The following is a 17,018-nucleotide window of genomic DNA, read 5'->3' as shown; positions in this document are numbered from 1 at the left end:
GTCAGAGCGGCCCCCGTCGTTGCGGCCTGTGCGCCGGCAAGCGGAAGGCCGCCCGGCCGTTTCCTATGAGAGCAGTGGACGCAGGAAGCTGCGCTCGTAACTGAGGATGAATTTCTTCTCCATCACCGACGCCACCAGGGCCACGCTGTCCGGATCGCTGAGGGCGTTCTGGCGATAGGCTTCGTAATCGGCCAGGGACGGGAAGCTGAACAGGCAATAGGCAATGTTGCTGGCCCCTTCCGAGGGCAGGAAATAGCCATGGTGGGTGCCGCCCAAACGCCTGACCACGGCGATCCAGGCTTTGGAATAGGCTTCGAACTCGGCCAGTTGGTAGGGATCGATCACGTATTTGACATGGCAGGTAATCAAGGCGGGAACTCCGGGCGAGGGCAAGGATCAGCGTTGTATCAGGTGTGACTCTTGGAGCGGGCGACGCTGTTGAGCAATACCCAGGCATTCTGCGGGGCGACAAACCCGCCGCGCAACCGCCTGCCATGGCCGGCTTAAAGTCGAAACCCCCGGTACTGAGAGCGAAATCGAATTTAGCAAGGTCGCCAAAGCGGCCTACTCTGTAACCTGGCTTCGTCTGTTAGGACAAAACGGACCTGAGCCAGGATCGCTAACGAACACGGATGTCGCGACCAGCAGGGACTCGCCCATTGACTGGTCGTGTTGAATAGATGGAGAGCGTCAGCATGTTTTTATCTGCCCTGGAACTGCGCAACATCATTGAGAGCAGCTTTCTGCCCAAACGCTGCCAATGCACCCTGAGCCCGGACCTGTCGATGACGGTCAAGGTCTATGGCGACCATGAAACCGACCGGGTCGAGCTGGTGGTCAGCGGCATCGACGCTGCGCAGCTCAATGGCTGCCGGGAAATCAACGAACTGATCGCCGAATTGCGCTACGACCTGGCCAATGCCCCGGGCGGGCTGCCTGGTCTCAAGCGCAGGGCCCATTGAGCGCGGTCCCCTGACAACGCTCACCTTGGCGGGTCCCTTGGGCGGCACGCCGCATCAGTTTTCGTACATGCAGGCGTGGGCGTGCTTCTGGTAGGAGATTTCCGCCAGTTCTCCCGCCTTGTTGATGTAGCGCATATTGGCGGTCACCACCTCGCAGCGACTGGTCGGCGGCTCGGTCATCGAGATGACCTTGGCGACGTCCAGGCGCATGCCGTACTGATAGGGCACGACTTCAACGTTGACATCCGAGGCCTGGGCCAGGCCGGTGAATCCGCACAGGGCCAAGGCGGCCAGGGCAAAGCGCTTGCGTGTGTTCATAGTGGTTCTCCATTACAGACAGTGACGGTTCAGCCCGAGGGCTGAACCCGCTGCACGAAGCCCTAAAAGCGTTCCGGGCCAGTGCGCTCCGAAACAGAGTGCTTATTTAGGATTAATCTATCATTAAGAGTCTTTTGATAGATTTTGAAATATTTCGTTCCCGTCCTATATACCGCCCGGCGATCGACGGCTTTCGCGCCACGCCCGGCCCGGCTTCACAGTTCGCTGTAGGCGATCCGTTGATGCCGGGGCAGGGCGCGGTTCAGCAACTGCTCCAGGGATTGCCCGGCTGGCAGGTAGTCGTCGCCGAAATCACCGTCGGCCAAGCGGGTCGGGTGAGCCACCACCTCCACCACGCCGGCCGGGCAAAAGCCCTCCAGCAAGTCCCTGGGCGTGCACACCCAACGCACCGTGCCTCCCGCCAGCCAGGCGATGCGCCGGTTCAAGGCGCTTTTGAACATCCGCTTGAGCGGACCGATATTGCCACCGACATTGCGCGCCAGGCGCACAGGAACCCCCTGCCGGGCGGCGAAGCGGGCGACGATTGGCGCCACTGGCCACAGGTTGTGTACATGCTGGTGCGAGTCGATATGGCTGGGCCGCAGGCCCTGGTCGAGGCAGCGTTGCCACTGCGCCTGCAGTTCCTGCCATACCGCATCGGTCGCGGCCTTCGACAGGCGCAGGGCCGAGCGCGGCAGGCTCAGCTCGAATTGCCCCCGTGCATTGCACAACAGCGGCTGGCGGGCAATGTCCTGGCTCAGGGGCGCGCCATAGGTCAGGTTGAAGTGCAGGCCGATGCGTCCCAGCAACCCGTGTTCATGGCTCAGGCGACAGGCGTCCTCGAAGGCCGGCATGTTGGCCATCAGGGTCGCCGAGCTGATCACCCCGCGCTTGAAGGCTTCCAGGGTCAGTTGGTTGTAGTCCGGATCGAGGCCGAAATCGTCGGCGTTGACGATGACCCGGTTTGCCCGGGTCGCACTGAGGGTCTGTTTCATCGACGGGTTCCTTGTGCGGTATCGGCCTGGCGGCGTTCGCGCCAGGCCTTGAGGCGCGGTTTGAGCAGCAGCCAGAGGCGTTCGGCGAGCCCCAGCAACAAGCCCCGGGGGCGCCAGGAATAGAAGCTCCAGCGCTGCTGCAACACCAGGCCGCTCATGCGTTCGTGCAGTTGATGGCTGGAGCGACTGAGGCTGACCCGGGAGGCGTCCACCCACTGCCAGCCGGCATCCAGCCCCCAGCGAATCCACTCGTCCAGCAGCAGCCGGCCACTGCCCAGATTGGCGTACTCGGCGAGGAAGGCGATGTTGTAGTCATACAGGCGCCCGCGCTCCAGCAGGCCCAGGCGATAGCTGATGCAGCGCCCCTGGTGCTCCAGCATCACCACCCGCACGCAGCCTTCGGCGGCCAGTCCGCGCAACGCGGTGCCCATCCATTGCTGGCGCTCAGGCCCGGAGAAGATCCCCAGGCCGTCGGCGCCTTTCCAGCTGGCTTGCTCCACTTCGCGCAGGCGCTCCAGCAGTGGATCGATGTCGTCGGCCCCGGGGTCCAGGCGAACCACCCGGGCGTCGATTTCCGCGCAGCGCTTGCGGCCCCGGCGCAGTTCGTAGCGCAGGGGGCCGCTGGGTTCTTCGCCGTCGGCGGCAACGATCAGGTGCTCCGGCACGCGACAGCTCAGTGACGACTGGCTGTAGCCGCTGGCCCGGCACCAGGGCGCCAGCAGGCGGTCGGCGTCCACCAGCTCATGCAGTTGCAGCAGGTCGTGGGGCAGTTGCCGGCGGATCTGCCTGAGCGCCTCGGCCATGGCCGGACGGCCGGCCTCGGCCACCAGCAGTGCCAGGCGGTCGCTCAGGGGATGACCCAGGTGGCGCACCACCTGCAGCCTCAGTCCGGCCCGGGATTCGCGGCCACGGATCAGCGGCAGGCACAGCAGCAACTGCTCGCCCTGCCAGCCCAGGAGAATCTGCAACTGCTGCTGTCGCAACGCCTGTTCCGCGCCCCGCAGCCAACTCAGGCGATTGAACGGCGTTGCCCCCTCGACCTGCTGGCGCAGTTGTTCATAGGCCCCGGCGGGGAAGTCTTGCGCGCCCAGGCTGGCGCACCATTGCCAACGCAGATTCACGAACGCTCCTTGTCATGGTCAGTGATGGCCGGGGCCTGGGCCAGGCGACCGCGGCGCAAGTGCTGCAGGCGGGGCTGGTGATAGGGCCGGCGGCGATGCCAGTGCAGGCAGCGCAACAGGCAATGCACATGCAGGGATTCGCCGACTTCCTGGAAGCCCAGGCGCATGTGCATCTTCAGCGCCGGCTCGTTGCGCACGTTGACCAGGGCCCGGGTGGCCTTGAAGCCCCGTTCGCGGTACTCGTCCCAGAGCATCTTCTGCGCCAGGATCACCACCCCGGAGCCGCGAAAGGGCGGCGCGCACTCACCGGCGAACTGGTACAGGCAGCCGGGGGGCATGCGCATCCAGCAGCGGTACAGCTGGTCGTCGTAGTAATCGCGCTCGCTGACCCAGACCATCATCATCACGTTGCCGTCTTCATCCAGGTGCGCGCTGCCGCGACTGCCCTTGTCCAGCAGGCCGCGAATCGCCGGCAACTGGGCCTTGAAGTACTTGTCGAAGGCCGGCAGCAGCTCCCGGGTGATGGGCACCTGGGGCCAGCGCTGAGGGCTGATGGGGCAGGGCACCGGCAGGGCCAGGGTCCGTTCCAGGGTCAGCAGCTCCCAGTGGTAATAGAAGAAGCGTTCACGCAATACCCGCAGGCTGCCCCGCAGGCCCTTGCGGCGGATTTTGGCCAGCAGGCCGGTCAAGCGACTCATAGGGTGTTCCAGGTCAAGGCAAACAGGGTTTCACCGGGCAGCTGGAAGCTGGCCCGGCCATCGCTGCAGTGCAGCTCGGTGTGACGGCTGCGGCCATCGGCGCCCAGCAGTTCGAGGGTGGGGCTCGCTTGGCAGATGGTGGCGTCGCCCAGTTCGACGTTTTGCGTGCGCGGCGTCTTGGCCACCCCCAGCAGGCTGTGGCGCTGACCGTCGCGCAGGGCCAGGGCATCCACCTCAAAGGAGGGGTTGTCCAGGGCCTGGACCTGGCCCAGCCAATGCTGCCGGATGAACTGCTGGGCCACGGCCACCGGCTTCAGGCTGAAGCGCTGGGCATCCTGCTGGGACAGCATGCCCTTGGGGTAGTCGGGTTCGTCGGCGGCCTGGAACCAGTTGAGCATGTCCAGCAGGCCGTCCTGGGAGGCGTTGATCACCACCGAGGTCCACCACAGGGCGGCGTAGTGGGTGTCCTGCTGATAGGGGCTCAGGTCCGGGCCACTGGAGATGTTGGTCTGGCTCAGCAACAGCGCCTTGCGTGGCCGGCCCTGCTCATCGAGCCCCACCAGATCGGCGGCGGCGCGCACGCTGGTGCGATAGCGACGGGTGGCCAGCAGGTCGCGGACCATCCATTCGTGCCAGGCCAGGGCATCGATGTCGGCACCGTGTTCGGCCAGCAATTGCCGGGCCCAGTCGATGCCCCGGCGTTGCCCGGCGCCAATGCGAAAGGGACCGTCCAGCAGTCGTGAACTCACCGGCATGGCAATGCGCACTCCGGCGGCGCGGGCGTCGGAGTTGGCCTTGGTGTGTTCCAGCATCTGCGCAAAATAGGCGGCAAACGCTGCGTAGCTGGGGAAGTTGAGGTTGGGTTCGTCGGCAAAGGCCAGGTAATGCAGGCCCTGGTTGCCCAGGCGCACGCTGTCCGCCAGCCAGGCGTCGAGCCCGGCCAGGGTGGCGCTGTCGGCGTCCAGCACGGCCCGGCGGCCGGTGCCGGCCAGCAAGGTGATGTCGCGCTCGATCTTGAAGTCTTCGCGGTACAGCCGGCGAAAGGTGATTTCCCGCTGGGGTTCTTGCTGGATCACATCGACGAAGCTGTAGAAGTTGGCAGCCCGCGGCCCCAGGGCGCGCAGCAGCTCGAAGGTCGACGATGGCGGTTCGGCATAGGGCAGGGCGATCCCCAGGTGCGGGCTGGGACCACGCATCTGCGGCTTGAGGTCCAGTTCGACCCGCCCCGGGGTCCATTGCAGTGGGTGCAACTGGCGCAGGTCCTGGGCGAACAGGTTGGCCGTGCCGTCGAGCCAGAAAGCGGCCTTGCCGGAACCGCCCAGGGACAGGCGCCAGACCTCATCCTGCTGGGCCGATGGCAGGGCCATCTGGTCGAATTGGCCGTACTGCGAGTGTTCCTCCAGCTTCAGGTGCAGCACCTGGTTGTCACTCAGGCGCGTGGCCTGCAGCACGCTGACGCCGCCGTAATACTTGCCGGCCAGCACCGCCTGTGCCCCGGCGGGCAGGCGAAAGTAAAGTTCCACGCCGCTTGGCACGTCGGCGCTGAAGTGCACCTTGGCCGGTTCGAACTGCGCCAGGGTTGCACTGTCGTGGCTGACCTTGAAGTTGCGAAAACTGTAGCCCGGCACTTGCAGGCGATAGTCGCCCGGCGCCGCCGGCAGCTGGATTTCCCGTTGGCCGTAGGGCTGGTCGGCGCGGATGTCCAGTTGTTGCAGCAGTTGGCCATCCGGGCGCAACAGGTACAGCTGCTCCTGGTTGGCGTCGCTTTGCCAGGCCGGGCTCCAGCGCAGGTTCAGGGTGTCGTCGGCGTTGGCTTGCAGGTAGAGGCTGCCATCGCGGATATCGCCCCATTGCAGGGGGGCCGCGTGCAGCGAGCCGGCCGCCGAGATCAGCAGCACGGCGAGCAGGGAGCAGGGTTTCATTGGGCCTTTTCCTTAGGGCGCAGTAACTGGCGCACGTAAACAATGTCTCCAGGTAACAGGATCAGGGTGCGGTACCAGGCCACACCACTGAGGCGGCAATACAGGCCGAGCATGGCCAGGCTGACCGCGAGATAGGCGATGGACGAGGCCAGCCCGGCGCCGACGATGCCCAATGGCGGGATCAGCAGCGCGTTGAGGGCCAGGTTCAGCAGGGCCCCACCGGCCAGCAGCAGCGACAGCGTGCCGGGGCGCTGTTTGCCCAACAGGTCCAGGCGCAGGATGCTCGCGTAGCACAGGCCGAACAGCCCCGGCAGCAGGGCCAGCAGGGCGTCATAGGCCGGGGCATAGGCGGCGCCGAACAGGGTGACGATCAGCCACTGGCCGATCAGCGCCATGCCCAGGCAGGCGCCGAGCATCACCGTGGCGGTCAGGCGCAAGGCCAGGGCCGTCAGTTCTTCGATGCCCGCACCTTGCTGCAGCAGGCGTTTCATCAGCGGCGTGGTCACCGCCTCGGGAATGATCAGCAGCAGCTCGGCAGCCGCGCTGGCCATGGCGTACCAGCCCAGCGCAGCGGGGTCCAGCAGGGCGCCGATGAACAGGTAGTCCGAGCGCAGCATCAACTGTTGCGACAACACCCCCGGGTGACTCTGGGCGCTGTAGCGCAGCAGCTTGCCTTGTTCACCGGCCTGCCAGCGCAGGCGCAGGTCATGCCAGCGGCGCAGCCAGCACCAGCCGACCACCACCACCAGCAGGGTGCCGCCCAGCCAGCTGACCAGGGCCGCCGACAGGGGCTGGTCGCGCCAGATCCACCACAGGCCGACAAACAACAGCAACGGCACCAGGGATTCCAGCAGGCGCAGGGCATTGAAGGCCTCGACCCGACCGTCGGCGTTGTGCAGGGTCAAGAGACCGCTCTTGAGCACGGTGATCGGCACCGCCAGCAACAACAGCCACGCCAGATCGCCCAGTTGCAGGCTCAGTTCCCAGCCGCTGCCCCAGGTGTTCAGCAGCGCCAGCCCGGCCAGGGTCAGCAGGCTGGCCAACAGGCAGCCGTAGACCAGCACCTGGGTCAGCAGCAGGCCCATGGGGCGCTGGCGCGCCGCTTCATAGCCGACGGCGGTGTTCAGGCCGCCGCTGGTCAGGGCCGCGATCAGGTCCGGCAGGGTGCTGAGCAGGGCGAACAGGCCACGATCGGCGGGGCCCAGCAGGCGCGCCAGCAACACGTTGCGCAGCAGGCGCAGGCCGATCATCGCCAGCCGCGTGCCCATGCTCAGGGCCAGGTGCCAGAGGTAGCCGCCGCGCTTCATGCCCGGGCCCCCTGCAGCAGGCGCCAGGCCAGCAACCCCGGGCGCGCGGCGCTGGCCTGGCTGACGTCGATGCGTGGCAGGGCCAGCCACGGATTGCCCTCGGCCTCGATCAGCCCCGGGCGGGTGCCCAGGGCGTAGCGGTAGCCCAGCTCGGCCACCGCGGCGCGCACCTCGGGGTTGTGATCGCCGTTGGGGTAGCAGTACACCCCCAGCGGCGCCTGGCAATGATCCTGCAGGGCGGCGTGGGAGCGTTGCAGGTCGGCGCGCAGTGCCGGGCCGTCAAGCTGGGTGAGAATCCCGTGGCTGGCGCCGTGGGGACCGAAGCGCACCAGCGCCGAACGTTCCAGGTGCTTGACCTGGGCCCAGTCCAGGCTGTGGGGCGCATGGTCGTCCGGGCAGCTGTCGGCCAGGGCCTGCAGACTGTGCGGGGCCAGCCCCTTGAGGCGTTGCAGGTACTCGCCCAGGAGCCGGCTGCGGGCGTGGCCGGTGCCCGGTTGCAACAGTTCGGCGGGCGGCGTCAGGGCCAGCGCCCGCAATTGGGCCAGCAGCGGCCGGGCCGCGGTGCTGTCGGCCTGCTGCCACAGGGTTTCGCCGATGGACTCCCACCAGAAGCCCTGGCGGCTGCCGATGAAGTCGGTGGACAGGAAGATGCTCGCCGGCATCTCGTAGCGCTCCAGCAGCGGGTAGGCGACCTCGGCGTTGTCGCGCCAGCCGTCGTCGAAGGTCAGGGCCAGCCGGGGCCGCGCGCCCCCGGGAAACTCCAGCAGGTGCTCCAGGGGCACGCAGTCGAAGTGCCGCCGCAGCCAGCGCAGCAACTGCTCGAAGTGTTGCTGGCCAACGCACAGCGGGGCGCGATGGGGCAGGCTGGCGGCGCTGTCGTCGGCCAGCACCCGGTGCAGCATCAGCACCACCCCGGCGTCGCTCAGGCGCACCCGGGCCAAGCTGTGCAGGAAGGCGCTGCCGAGCAGGCGCTTGAGGGATTGTTTGAGGTTCATGTCAGCGATTCTGTTGTGGGTTCCACAGGGCATAGCGCCGCCCGCGGAGAAACTGCCAGAGGCCCACGCTCATGCCGGCCAGGGTCACCAGCACGAAGCCGGCGAGACGAAACACCTTGGGCAAGCGCCCGCGACGGTCCAGCAGCCCCAGCAGCCCGGCGCCGTAGCCGAGCAACTGGGCCAGCAGGCACAGGCTGTAGAAGGGGCCGGCGTTCCACAGCCACAGGTTGCTCAGCAGCAAGGGCAGCAACAGCACCGGGGCCAGGCGGCGGATCAGCTTGTGGCTGATCAGGGCGATGGCGTAGGCGCCGTGGCGCAGCGGGTTCATCAGCTCACGGCGCTGGGCCAGGCTCTGCAGGCCGCCGACCGTGACCCGCAGGCGCCGCCGATACTGCTTGCCGGCGTCGTCCACGCCCTGGTCCAGGACCTGGGCCTGCTCCACATAGACGATGCGCTTGCCCGCCACCGGGGCGCAGGTGCTGATGAAGAAGTCATCGTTGACCTCGGCGGGAATGCGCTGGAACAGCTCGCGGCGCAGGGCCAGCAGCGCGCCGTCGGCGGAAACCATGCAGCCGGTGCGGTTCTCGGCCTGACGCAACCAGGCCTCGTAGTGCCGGTACAGGCTGTCGCCCAGGCTCAGGTTGTGCCCCGGGTTGGGGATGATCATGTGCCCGCCGCAGGCGCCGACCTGGGGATCGGCCAGGGGCGCCAGGAGCTTGCCCAGGGTGTCGTCGGACCATTGGTTGTCGGCGTCGGTGAACACCAGGATGTCGTTGCGCGCCAGTTCCACCGCGGTGTTCAGGGCCCCGGCCTTGCCCACCCGCGGCAGGTCCAGGACCACGATCCGCGAATCGCGCACGCTCAACGCGGTGGCCACGGTGTCGTCGCTGGAGCCGTCGCTGGCGAGGATGATCTGCAGGTCGCTGGCCGGGTAGTCCTGCTGCAGCAGGGTGCGCAGCTTGTGTTCGATGTGCGGGCCTTCGTTGTGGGCGGCGATGATCACGCTGACCGACAGCGGCAGCGCCTCCTGCTGCGGCCGCGGTCGCACGAACAGGCTGAGCAGGCCCAGCAGCATCGGGTAACCGATCCAGGCATAGAAGGGCAGGAGCAGGCACAGCCAGAAAAGAGTCTTAGCCACGGTCAGGTCTCACGGCAGCACGGTTGAAAAGACCCTGCACCAGGGCCACGGCACCCAGGTGCAGGCGCACCCCGTGCAGCAGCCAGAGTTGCAGGACGAACAGCGGATCGCGGTGGCGCCAGCCCTGGCGCAAGGCCAGCAGCAGCGGCGCCAGGGCGCCCAGCAGCAGGCACAGGGCGGCCGCAACCGGCCTACCTGCGACCAGGGCCAGCAGCGCCGCCCCGCTCAGCAGGGCGCAGGCCAGGCACAGCAAGGGAAAGCGCAGCAGGCGCGGATTGAACCCGGCGGCCTTGAGCAATTGCCCGTGACTGCCCTGGCGCCAGCGTTCCTTGCCGGCCCATTCGCCCCAGCTGCCTTCAAAGCCCCAGTGCAGTACCTGGGGCTCGGGCAGGCTGATCTGCCGGGCACCGGCGGCGTGCAGGCGCAGGCCGAGGTCCTTGTCTTCGCCGGTGCGCAGGCGCTCGTCGAAACCGCCGACCCGTTCGAACCAGATCCTGCGCAGGCACAGGTTGGCGCTGGGCAACCATTGCCGTTGCCGGGCCTGGCGGCCGGCGGTCAGGCTGCGCCGTTGCCAGGCCCGGGCGAACCAGGGCGCGCAGCGCGGCGCGGCGCAATCCAGGGCCAGGACTTCGGCGCGGTTATCGGCCAGGACCTGGCGCCAGAGCTGCAGCCAGTTGGCGGGCACTTCGATATCGGCGTCGATGAACGCCAGGCAATCGCCGGTGGCCATGGCGGCGCCGCGATTGCGCAAGGCACCGATACCGATGCCCGGGCACAACAGCACCCGCGCGCCCAGTTCCCTGGCCCGTTGCGGCCCCTGATCGGTGGAACCGTTGTCCACCACGATCAGTTCGTAATCGACGGCAGCAACCCTGGCCGCCAGGATCACGCTGTCCAGGGTCCGGGTGATGTGACGCGCCTCGTTGTACATGGGCACGATCACGCTGATCCTTTGCATCTTTGCCTCCCTTGGCCAGATGGTGTTGTTGGGGCCCGACCGGGCGCGTGCAGCGCTCTCAGGCCGGGTCGTGGGCCTCTTCGGCCTGCAGCCGCAGCACGCTGGACAGGGCCAGGAAGATCCACAGGTACTTGTGGTTGGGGGCGCTGAGAAACAGCAGGAACACCGCCATGGCCAACAGGCTCAGGCCCAGGTGGGTGGCAATGTCGGCCTGCTCGCGTCGACCCCGGGCGAGAAAGCCCTGGCGCGCCCGCTCGAAGTTGCGCAGGCCCATGAGCATCAGCGCCACGAAGCTCAGGCCGCCGGGAATCCCCAGTTCGCTGAACAGCTCCAGGTAGGTGTTGTGGGCGCGGCGGAACAGGTCCGGCTCGTTCATGTTTTCCGAGAAGCTGCTGGCGAAGCCGGTCTGTGCGTAATGGATCGGGAAGGTGCCCAGGCCCGAGCCCAGCAACGGGTTCTCGCGGATCATCTGGCCGCCCACCACCAGGTAAGAGGTGCGTCGGCCCAGGGAGGTGTCCGCCGAGTGCGAACCGGACTTGAGCATGCTCAGGGACTGGATCCGCTCCACGTACTGCGCCGGCAGCACGGCGATCCCCAGGGGCACCAGGATCGCCACGGCGAACATGGCAAACCCCAGGTGCTTGGGCCGCAGGCCCTTGAGCCGGTCGCGGTAGTGCCAGACGCCGATGGCAATGGTGAACAGCACCACCAACAGCCCCGAGCGCGAGTCGGTCTTGGTCATCCCGGCCATCAGGGTCAGGCTGATGCCGACCCAGAACAGCCGCACCGGCCAGTAGGGCGAACGCAGCGCCAGGAGGATCGCCGGCGGCACCGCCATGGCAATCAGCAGGGCGAAGTAGTTGGCGTCCTGCAACAGGCCGATGGCCCGGCCGCCGACCTGGTACTTGGCCGACACCAGGGCGATCACGCAGGTGGTCGCCACGCTCAGCGCCAGCAGGCGGCAGAGCATCAGCAGGTGGGTTTCCCGGGCGATCAGCAGGGTGACGAAGAACAGCACCAGGCCCACCGCCAGCTCCCGCAGGCTGTCCAGGGACACCAGCAGGTTTTCGCTGTACATGAGGCTCAGCAGCAGGCACAGCAGGAAGGGGCCCAGGGCCCGCCACAGGTTGCTGCGCAGGCGGGTGTCGGGAATCTGCCGCAGCAACAGCTTGCACAGCATGATCAGGATCAGCGAGGCCCCCAGCAGCTTGGCCGCGGAGAACGGGCTGTCCTTGAACAAACCTTCGAACGGCACCAGGGCACAGATCCCCAGCAGGCCCCAGCCCGGACGGCGATAGAGCACGGCCACGCCCACCAGCCCGAGTACTGTCAGCGGTGCCAGAAACGGCCAGGGACTGGCCAGCAGCAACAGGCTGGCCAGGCCCAGCACAATGCCCAGAACAGGAGCGGCGATCATACCGTGGCGCTCTCCCTGGCCAGGCGGTACAGCTCATCCCAGCGGCGCGCCAGGGTCGGCAGGTGGTAGTGCTTGCGCTGGGTGACGCGAGCGGCTTCGGCCAACTCCCCGGCCAGGGCCGGGTCATCCAGCAGGCGGCCGATGCAGCGGGCCAGGTCGGCGCTGTCCAGGGGCTTGGCCAGCAGGCCGTTCTGCCGGTGCTGCAGCACATCGGGAATCCCGCCCACGGCGAAGGCCACCACCGGGGTGCCGGCCTGCATGGCTTCGAGCAGGATCATCGGCGTGCCCTCGGTGCGCGAGCTGAGCACCAGCACGTTGAGGCGCTTGAGCCAGGGCTGCATGTCGTTCTGGTAGCCCGGCAGCAGGATGCGCAGGGTCAGCCCGGCCTCGTCGATACGCTGGCGCAGCGCCTGGTTCTGTTCACCGTCGCCCAGCAGCACGGCCCTGAGCGCAGGGCGCTGCCGGCACAGGCCGATCAGCGCGTCGAGAAACAGGTCCGGGCCTTTTTCCGCACTCAGGCGACCGACGAACCCCACCAGCGGCGCCGCCTCGTCGCGGCGGATCAGGGCTTCCTGCAACGGCGGACCTTCCTTGCTCGCCGGCGCCGGACGCTGCGGCTCCGGCAGGCCGTTGGCGATCACCTGCAGTTTGCTCGCCGGCACCCCGGCCTGCAGGTGCAACTGGGCAATGCTCTGGGCCACGCAGGCCACCCGGCGCACCCGTGGGCTGCGGCACAGGCGCAGGCTGATCCAGGTGTAGAGCTTCTGTTTCAGGCTGCGCGGGGTGAAGCCGTGCTGGGTCAGCACCAGGGGCAGGCCCAGGCGCCGGGCGCAGATCCAGGCGAACACCTGGGCCTTGAAGTTGTGGGCGTTGAGCAGCCCCGGCTGCTGGCGCAGATGGCTCAGCAGTTGCTTGAGGCAGCGACAGTTGTGGCAAGTCACGCCGTCCTGGGCAAAACGCTGCAGCAGCGCCTCGGGAGCGTTGATGAACACCACCCGATGCCGTCCCGGGGTGACCCGGCAATGATCCAGCAGCATGCGTTCGGCGCCGTAGAAGCCGCCGCTGTGGATCAGGTGCACAACCGGTTGCGCCGCCATGCTCAGGTCGCTCATTGCTTGGCCCAATGCCAGGCCCAGCGCCAGGTCCAGCGCGGGAAGGGGTTGACCGGCTGTTCCTGGGGCGTATTGAGCACCATCAGCACCGGCAGGCCGAGGTGGTCGCTGACCTGGGCCGGGTGCTTGAAGCGGTGATCGAAGAACTCGTAGACATACCCCAGGGCAATCGCCAGCAGCAGGCCGGTGAGCAGGCCCAGGGGAATGATCAGCATCGGCTTGGGAAACGCCGCTTCGCTGGGTTCGTAAGGCTGGCTGAGCACCCGGGCGTTGGACAGTTCGCCGCTGATCAGGCGTTCGCCACGGCTTTCTTCATAGCGCTGGGTGTAGGTGAAGAAGGCCTTGTGCAAGGCATCGATTTCGGTGTCCAGCTGGCGCAGCTTGCTCAGCACCTCTTGCAGGTCGCGGACCCGCGCCTTGTAGTCGTTGATCCGCGCGGTTTTCTGCGCGATCACCGACTGGGTGATCTGCAGGTCGCTGCTGCGCTCGCGCACCCGGTTTTCCACCACCTTGAGGAACTGCGCCCGGGCCCGCACGATCTGCTCGCGCTGCTGCTGCATCGGTACGCTGTCGGCGCGGTAGGTGTCGGCGGTGGTGCCGTACTGGCTCACCAGATTGGTCAGTTGTTCGCCCAGTTGCTTGATCTCGCGGTCTTCGTAGGCCACGTTGTCCACGGTGTTGGCGAAGGCGAAGGGGAAGGTGTAGTCGGTGAGGCCGGCCTTGCGTGCCGCCGCCAGGTTCTTCTGCAGGTAGTCCAGGCGGCGCTGGTTCTCCAGGGCCTGGTCGCGGTAGCCGTTGAGCGATTGCTCCTCGGTGTTGATGGCGTTCAGGCGGAAGGTGATCTCCTCCTTGGGATCGGAGGCGTGCGCGGCTTCCAGCAGCGCCTGGCGCTTGCCTTCCAGGTCATCCAGGCGCGACTGGTACTGGGCCTTCTTCTGTTCATAGAAGGCTTCGGGCAGTTCGTTGGATTGCAGGTCCTGGCGGTTTTTCAGGTAGTTGGCCAGCAGGCGCTCGACAAAGCGCGTGCCTTCGGCGGCATTGGGGCTGGCATAGACGATGGAGATCACGTTGGAGCCGGGCAGGGTGCCGATCTTCAGGTCCTTGACCGCCTGATCGGTGAAGGCATCCAGGCTGGTGTCGCGCACCGGGTCCACGGCCAGGCCTAAGAAGCCGCGCAGCGGGTTGATCACATGGTTGCGCAGCGGGTCGATCAGGCCATTGCGGATCGGCTTGACGATCAGCCGGGTCAACAGGCCCTCGTTGCCGCCGAACTGACCTTCGCCGCGCAGCTGCTCGATGGTGGTGCGGATCAGGGTCGGCGAACGCAGGATATTGCTCTCGGTCTCCATGTCCGCCAGGGACGGCGGGATGAACTTGTCGCTGTCCGGGGTGAGCACGGTGTTGGCGTCGGTCTGCGACAGTTTCTTGGACTGCACTATGACCTCGGCGGTGATCTCGAAGCTCTGCTTGAGCACCAGCGGCAGCAACAGCGCAATCACCGCGAAACCCAGGAACACCCGCTTGATCAGGCGTCGATTGACAAAGAACACGAGGAGGAACTCGTGCAGGTAGTTTTCGATCTTGGTCATCAAGAGGGAACTCAGTTGTTGTTCGTTTCTTTGTTGTCGACGCGGTAGCCGAAGCTGAACCCGACACCCTGGAACATGATCACGTCCGCCAGCTGCTTGCTCAGGGCCCCGGCCTTGGCCAGGCGGGTCTTGGGCACGTAGAGCATGTCGTCCGGCTGCAGGTAGGCGAACTGCAGGGCCTTGCCGTCCAGCGCCGCATCAGCGTCATACACCCGGGCTTCGACCTGATTGCCCTTGCGCCGCATGATCACCACCGAATCCAGGCGCGCGGTGGGGCCGGCGCCCTTGGCCAGGGTCAGGGCTTCGAGCACCGAGATCGGCCGGCGCACCGGATAGGCCCCGGGCTGGCCGACTTCGCCCATGACGAACACTTCGTTGGCCGCGGTGGTCTTGAGCAGCACGTCGACGCTGACCTGGCCCACTTCCTTGGCGTAGCGCTGGTTGATCAGGGTCTGCAGCTCGCTGAGGCTCTTGCCCTGCAACGACAGGCTGCCCAGCAGCGGGAAGCTGGCGCGGCCGTCGGAGCCGACCACGATCTCCCGGCTCAGGCCGGTGGCCGGGTTGGTCAGGCTGGTGCGCAGGTTGTCCAGCTGGGCCATGGCGTGGGAGATCGAGAAGGTGATCTGCGGCTTCTTCAGCACCTTGGCGTACTGCGTTTCCAGGGCCTGGCGCGCCTGTTCGGCGGACAGCCCGGCGACCTGGATATTGCCCACGTAGGGCATGTCGATGCTGCCGTCGGGCAGCACCAGCTTGCTGCCGCCCAGCTCCGGCGCGGTGAGGAAGCTCACGTCCACCTGGTCGCCGGGCTGCACGAGGTAGCGCTGCTGGCTGGTGGTGCCGATGTGGAAGATCACGTCCAGCACGTCCTGCGGGCGCAGCACCTGTTCGATGGGCATGACCTCGGTGAGCTGGGCCTGGTCGGCCGGGGCGCTGAGGATCTGCACCGGCATCTGCTGCGGCTCGCGGTTGACGCAGCCGCCCAGGGCCGCCAGCAGCGACAGGCCCAGCAGGGAGAGTCTTGGCTTGTTCATGGTTACACGGTCCTTGTGCCGGTCAGAGACGGTCATAAACCCACTTGGGCATGTAGTACTTGCGAGCGTTGAACACGCTGCCGATCAGCTTCGCCTCGGCCTGGATCAGGCGCTGCGCCGCGGCCTGGGCCACTTCCCAGCGGGTTTCCTCGCTGCGCACCACCAGCACCACGCCGTCCACCTGGGTGCTCAGGGTGAGGATGTCGCCGCTGCTGTACACCGGGTCGCCGTCGATGATCACGAAGCGATAGTCCGCGGCCAGGGCCTGCAACAGTTCCTGCAGCAGTTCCGGGGTCAGGCGCTCGGCGTATTGCTGGCGGCGGCCCAGGGGCAGGAAATCGAAGCCCAGTTCATCGCTGCTTTCGATGCACTGCGCCAGGAGCGGCGGGGTTTCGGCCAGGGCCAGGTCGAGAAAGCCGGGGCGTTCGCCCAGGTCCAGGCGCCGGGTCAGGCTGTTGTCCGAAAGGCTGGTGTCCACCAGCAGGACCCGGCCGCGGCTGGTGCGCGCCAGTTCGCTGGCCATGCTCAGGCTGCTGGTGGTGATGCCGCTGTTGCGGTTGGCCGCCGTCAGCAGGATCACCCGCAGCTCCTGGTCGAGCACGGTGACCGCCAGGTTGCTTTCGCTGGGACGCTGGATCTTCAGACTGGCTAGGGTTGCTGCCGCCATTTCAACTTGCTCCGTGGCCATTGAGGACCTTGAAAGGGGTTTTGATCAGGATCTTCAGGTCGAGCCAGGGGCTCTGCTGAAAGATGTACGTCATGTCCAGGGTGACCCGGCCGTCGAAGTCCACATCGCTGCGGCCCGAGACCTGCCACAGGCCGGTGATCCCGGGGTAGATGCTCAGGCGCCCGAGGTGGTGTTCCTTGTAGGTCTGGGCGTGGAACGAGGTGGGGCGCGGGCCGACGATGCGCATCTGGCCCAGTACCACGTTGATCAGGTTCGGCAACTCGTCGAGGCTGGTACGCCGCAGGAAGCCGCCGATCCCGGTGATCCGCGGGTCGCGGTCGATCTTGAAGTCCACCGAGTCCGGGCCGTGCTTGTTCAGGTGGCGCACCGAGTCCTTCAGGGCTTCGGCGTTGACCACCATGGTGCGGAACTTGTACATGCCGAAGCGCCGGCCGCGAAAACCGGTGCGCAGCTGCACGAAGAACACCGGTCCCGGGCTGGTGAGCTTGATCGCCAGCGCCACCACCAGCAGCAGCGGCGACAGCAGCACCAGCAGCAGGGCGGCCAGCAGTGCCGAGGTCAGGCGCTTGCTGCGCGACAGGGTCCAGGGCCGGCCACCTTCGCGGCCACTGATCCAGCCGTGATGCTGCAGATCGATGGCGGCCTGGACCTTGCGCCGAAACGGGTCGTTGCGCCGGTCGATGCGCGCCGGTGCCGGCACCTCGGTTGCGGGCGATGAGAAGGGTCTTTCCATATCCACCGGGAGTACTTCCATTGCAAGGGGTTGG

Annotated in this window: 17 protein-coding genes; 1 reads left to right on the top strand and 16 read right to left on the bottom strand. The window is 66.9% G+C overall.

The features are described from left to right. Positions 1-63: 63 nt before the first annotated feature. Positions 64-369 carry an NIPSNAP family protein gene (locus tag PST29_RS15690; RefSeq protein WP_060839355.1) on the bottom strand — a complete coding sequence of 102 codons (306 nt, stop codon included), beginning with the start codon at positions 367-369 and terminating at the stop codon, positions 64-66. 326 nt (positions 370-695) lie between these two features. On the opposite strand from PST29_RS15690, the gene PST29_RS15685 reads away from it, so the two are divergent. Next, a complete protein-coding gene (locus PST29_RS15685; protein ID WP_060839354.1) occupies positions 696-962 on the top strand; it encodes a DUF1652 domain-containing protein in 267 nt (88 codons plus the stop codon). A 54-nt stretch (positions 963-1,016) separates the two neighbouring features. Here the strand turns inward: PST29_RS15685 and PST29_RS15680 are convergent, their stop codons facing one another. The 15 genes from PST29_RS15680 to PST29_RS15610 form a co-directional block, all read right to left on the bottom strand. Continuing rightward, the gene (locus PST29_RS15680) at positions 1,017-1,280 is read right to left on the bottom strand and encodes a DUF2790 domain-containing protein (protein ID WP_047304506.1); all 264 of its coding nucleotides are present in this window, start codon (positions 1,278-1,280) and stop codon (positions 1,017-1,019) included. A gap of 215 nt (positions 1,281-1,495) precedes the next feature. Then, positions 1,496-2,275 (bottom strand): ChbG/HpnK family deacetylase, encoded by a 780-nt coding sequence (locus PST29_RS15675; protein WP_060843625.1) that lies wholly within the window; start codon positions 2,273-2,275, stop codon positions 1,496-1,498. Continuing rightward, entirely contained in the window at positions 2,272-3,396 is a 1,125-nt protein-coding gene (locus PST29_RS15670; RefSeq protein WP_060843624.1) for a GNAT family N-acetyltransferase, read from the bottom strand. Before PST29_RS15670 ends, PST29_RS15675 begins: the two co-directional genes overlap by 4 nt. Then, positions 3,393-4,094, bottom strand: a complete 702-nt coding sequence (locus tag PST29_RS15665) for a GNAT family N-acetyltransferase (protein ID WP_060843623.1) — start codon at positions 4,092-4,094, stop codon at positions 3,393-3,395. The genes PST29_RS15670 and PST29_RS15665 overlap by 4 nt, the downstream gene beginning before the upstream one ends. Next, on the bottom strand, positions 4,091-6,016 hold the full coding sequence (locus PST29_RS15660; protein WP_060843622.1) for a hypothetical protein: 1,926 nt from the start codon (positions 6,014-6,016) through the stop codon (positions 4,091-4,093). The genes PST29_RS15665 and PST29_RS15660 overlap by 4 nt, the downstream gene beginning before the upstream one ends. Continuing rightward, positions 6,013-7,323, bottom strand: coding sequence for a lipopolysaccharide biosynthesis protein (locus tag PST29_RS15655; RefSeq protein WP_060843621.1), 1,311 nt, complete (start codon positions 7,321-7,323; stop codon positions 6,013-6,015). Before PST29_RS15655 ends, PST29_RS15660 begins: the two co-directional genes overlap by 4 nt. Next, positions 7,320-8,318, bottom strand: coding sequence for a polysaccharide deacetylase family protein (locus PST29_RS15650; protein ID WP_060843620.1), 999 nt, complete (start codon positions 8,316-8,318; stop codon positions 7,320-7,322). Before PST29_RS15650 ends, PST29_RS15655 begins: the two co-directional genes overlap by 4 nt. A gap of 1 nt (position 8,319) precedes the next feature. Next, positions 8,320-9,456: a glycosyltransferase family 2 protein gene (locus PST29_RS15645; RefSeq protein ID WP_060843619.1), complete on the bottom strand. Its 1,137-nt coding sequence runs from the start codon at positions 9,454-9,456 to the stop codon at positions 8,320-8,322. After that, positions 9,449-10,414 carry a glycosyltransferase gene (locus tag PST29_RS15640; RefSeq protein WP_060843618.1) on the bottom strand — a complete coding sequence of 322 codons (966 nt, stop codon included), beginning with the start codon at positions 10,412-10,414 and terminating at the stop codon, positions 9,449-9,451. The genes PST29_RS15645 and PST29_RS15640 overlap by 8 nt, the downstream gene beginning before the upstream one ends. A 58-nt stretch (positions 10,415-10,472) precedes the next feature. Continuing rightward, positions 10,473-11,831, bottom strand: coding sequence for an O-antigen ligase family protein (locus tag PST29_RS15635; RefSeq protein ID WP_060839346.1), 1,359 nt, complete (start codon positions 11,829-11,831; stop codon positions 10,473-10,475). Further along, positions 11,828-12,943: a glycosyltransferase family 4 protein gene (locus tag PST29_RS15630; protein WP_060843617.1), complete on the bottom strand. Its 1,116-nt coding sequence runs from the start codon at positions 12,941-12,943 to the stop codon at positions 11,828-11,830. Before PST29_RS15630 ends, PST29_RS15635 begins: the two co-directional genes overlap by 4 nt. Next, entirely contained in the window at positions 12,940-14,532 is a 1,593-nt protein-coding gene (locus PST29_RS15625) for a GumC family protein (protein WP_060843616.1), read from the bottom strand. Before PST29_RS15625 ends, PST29_RS15630 begins: the two co-directional genes overlap by 4 nt. Positions 14,533-14,543: 11 nt before the next feature. After that, positions 14,544-15,563, bottom strand: coding sequence for a polysaccharide biosynthesis/export family protein (locus PST29_RS15620; RefSeq protein WP_060839343.1), 1,020 nt, complete (start codon positions 15,561-15,563; stop codon positions 14,544-14,546). 22 nt (positions 15,564-15,585) lie between these two features. Further along, positions 15,586-16,230 (bottom strand): CpsD/CapB family tyrosine-protein kinase, encoded by a 645-nt coding sequence (locus tag PST29_RS15615; RefSeq protein ID WP_060843615.1) that lies wholly within the window; start codon positions 16,228-16,230, stop codon positions 15,586-15,588. A gap of 1 nt (position 16,231) precedes the next feature. Then, positions 16,232-16,984, bottom strand: a complete 753-nt coding sequence (locus tag PST29_RS15610) for a sugar transferase (protein ID WP_060839341.1) — start codon at positions 16,982-16,984, stop codon at positions 16,232-16,234. Positions 16,985-17,018 lie beyond the last annotated feature (34 nt).

Origin of the sequence: Pseudomonas sp. St29, assembly GCF_001547915.1 — a bacterium.
Classification (GTDB): domain Bacteria; phylum Pseudomonadota; class Gammaproteobacteria; order Pseudomonadales; family Pseudomonadaceae; genus Aquipseudomonas.
This window is presented reverse-complemented; position numbering and strand designations above follow the sequence as displayed.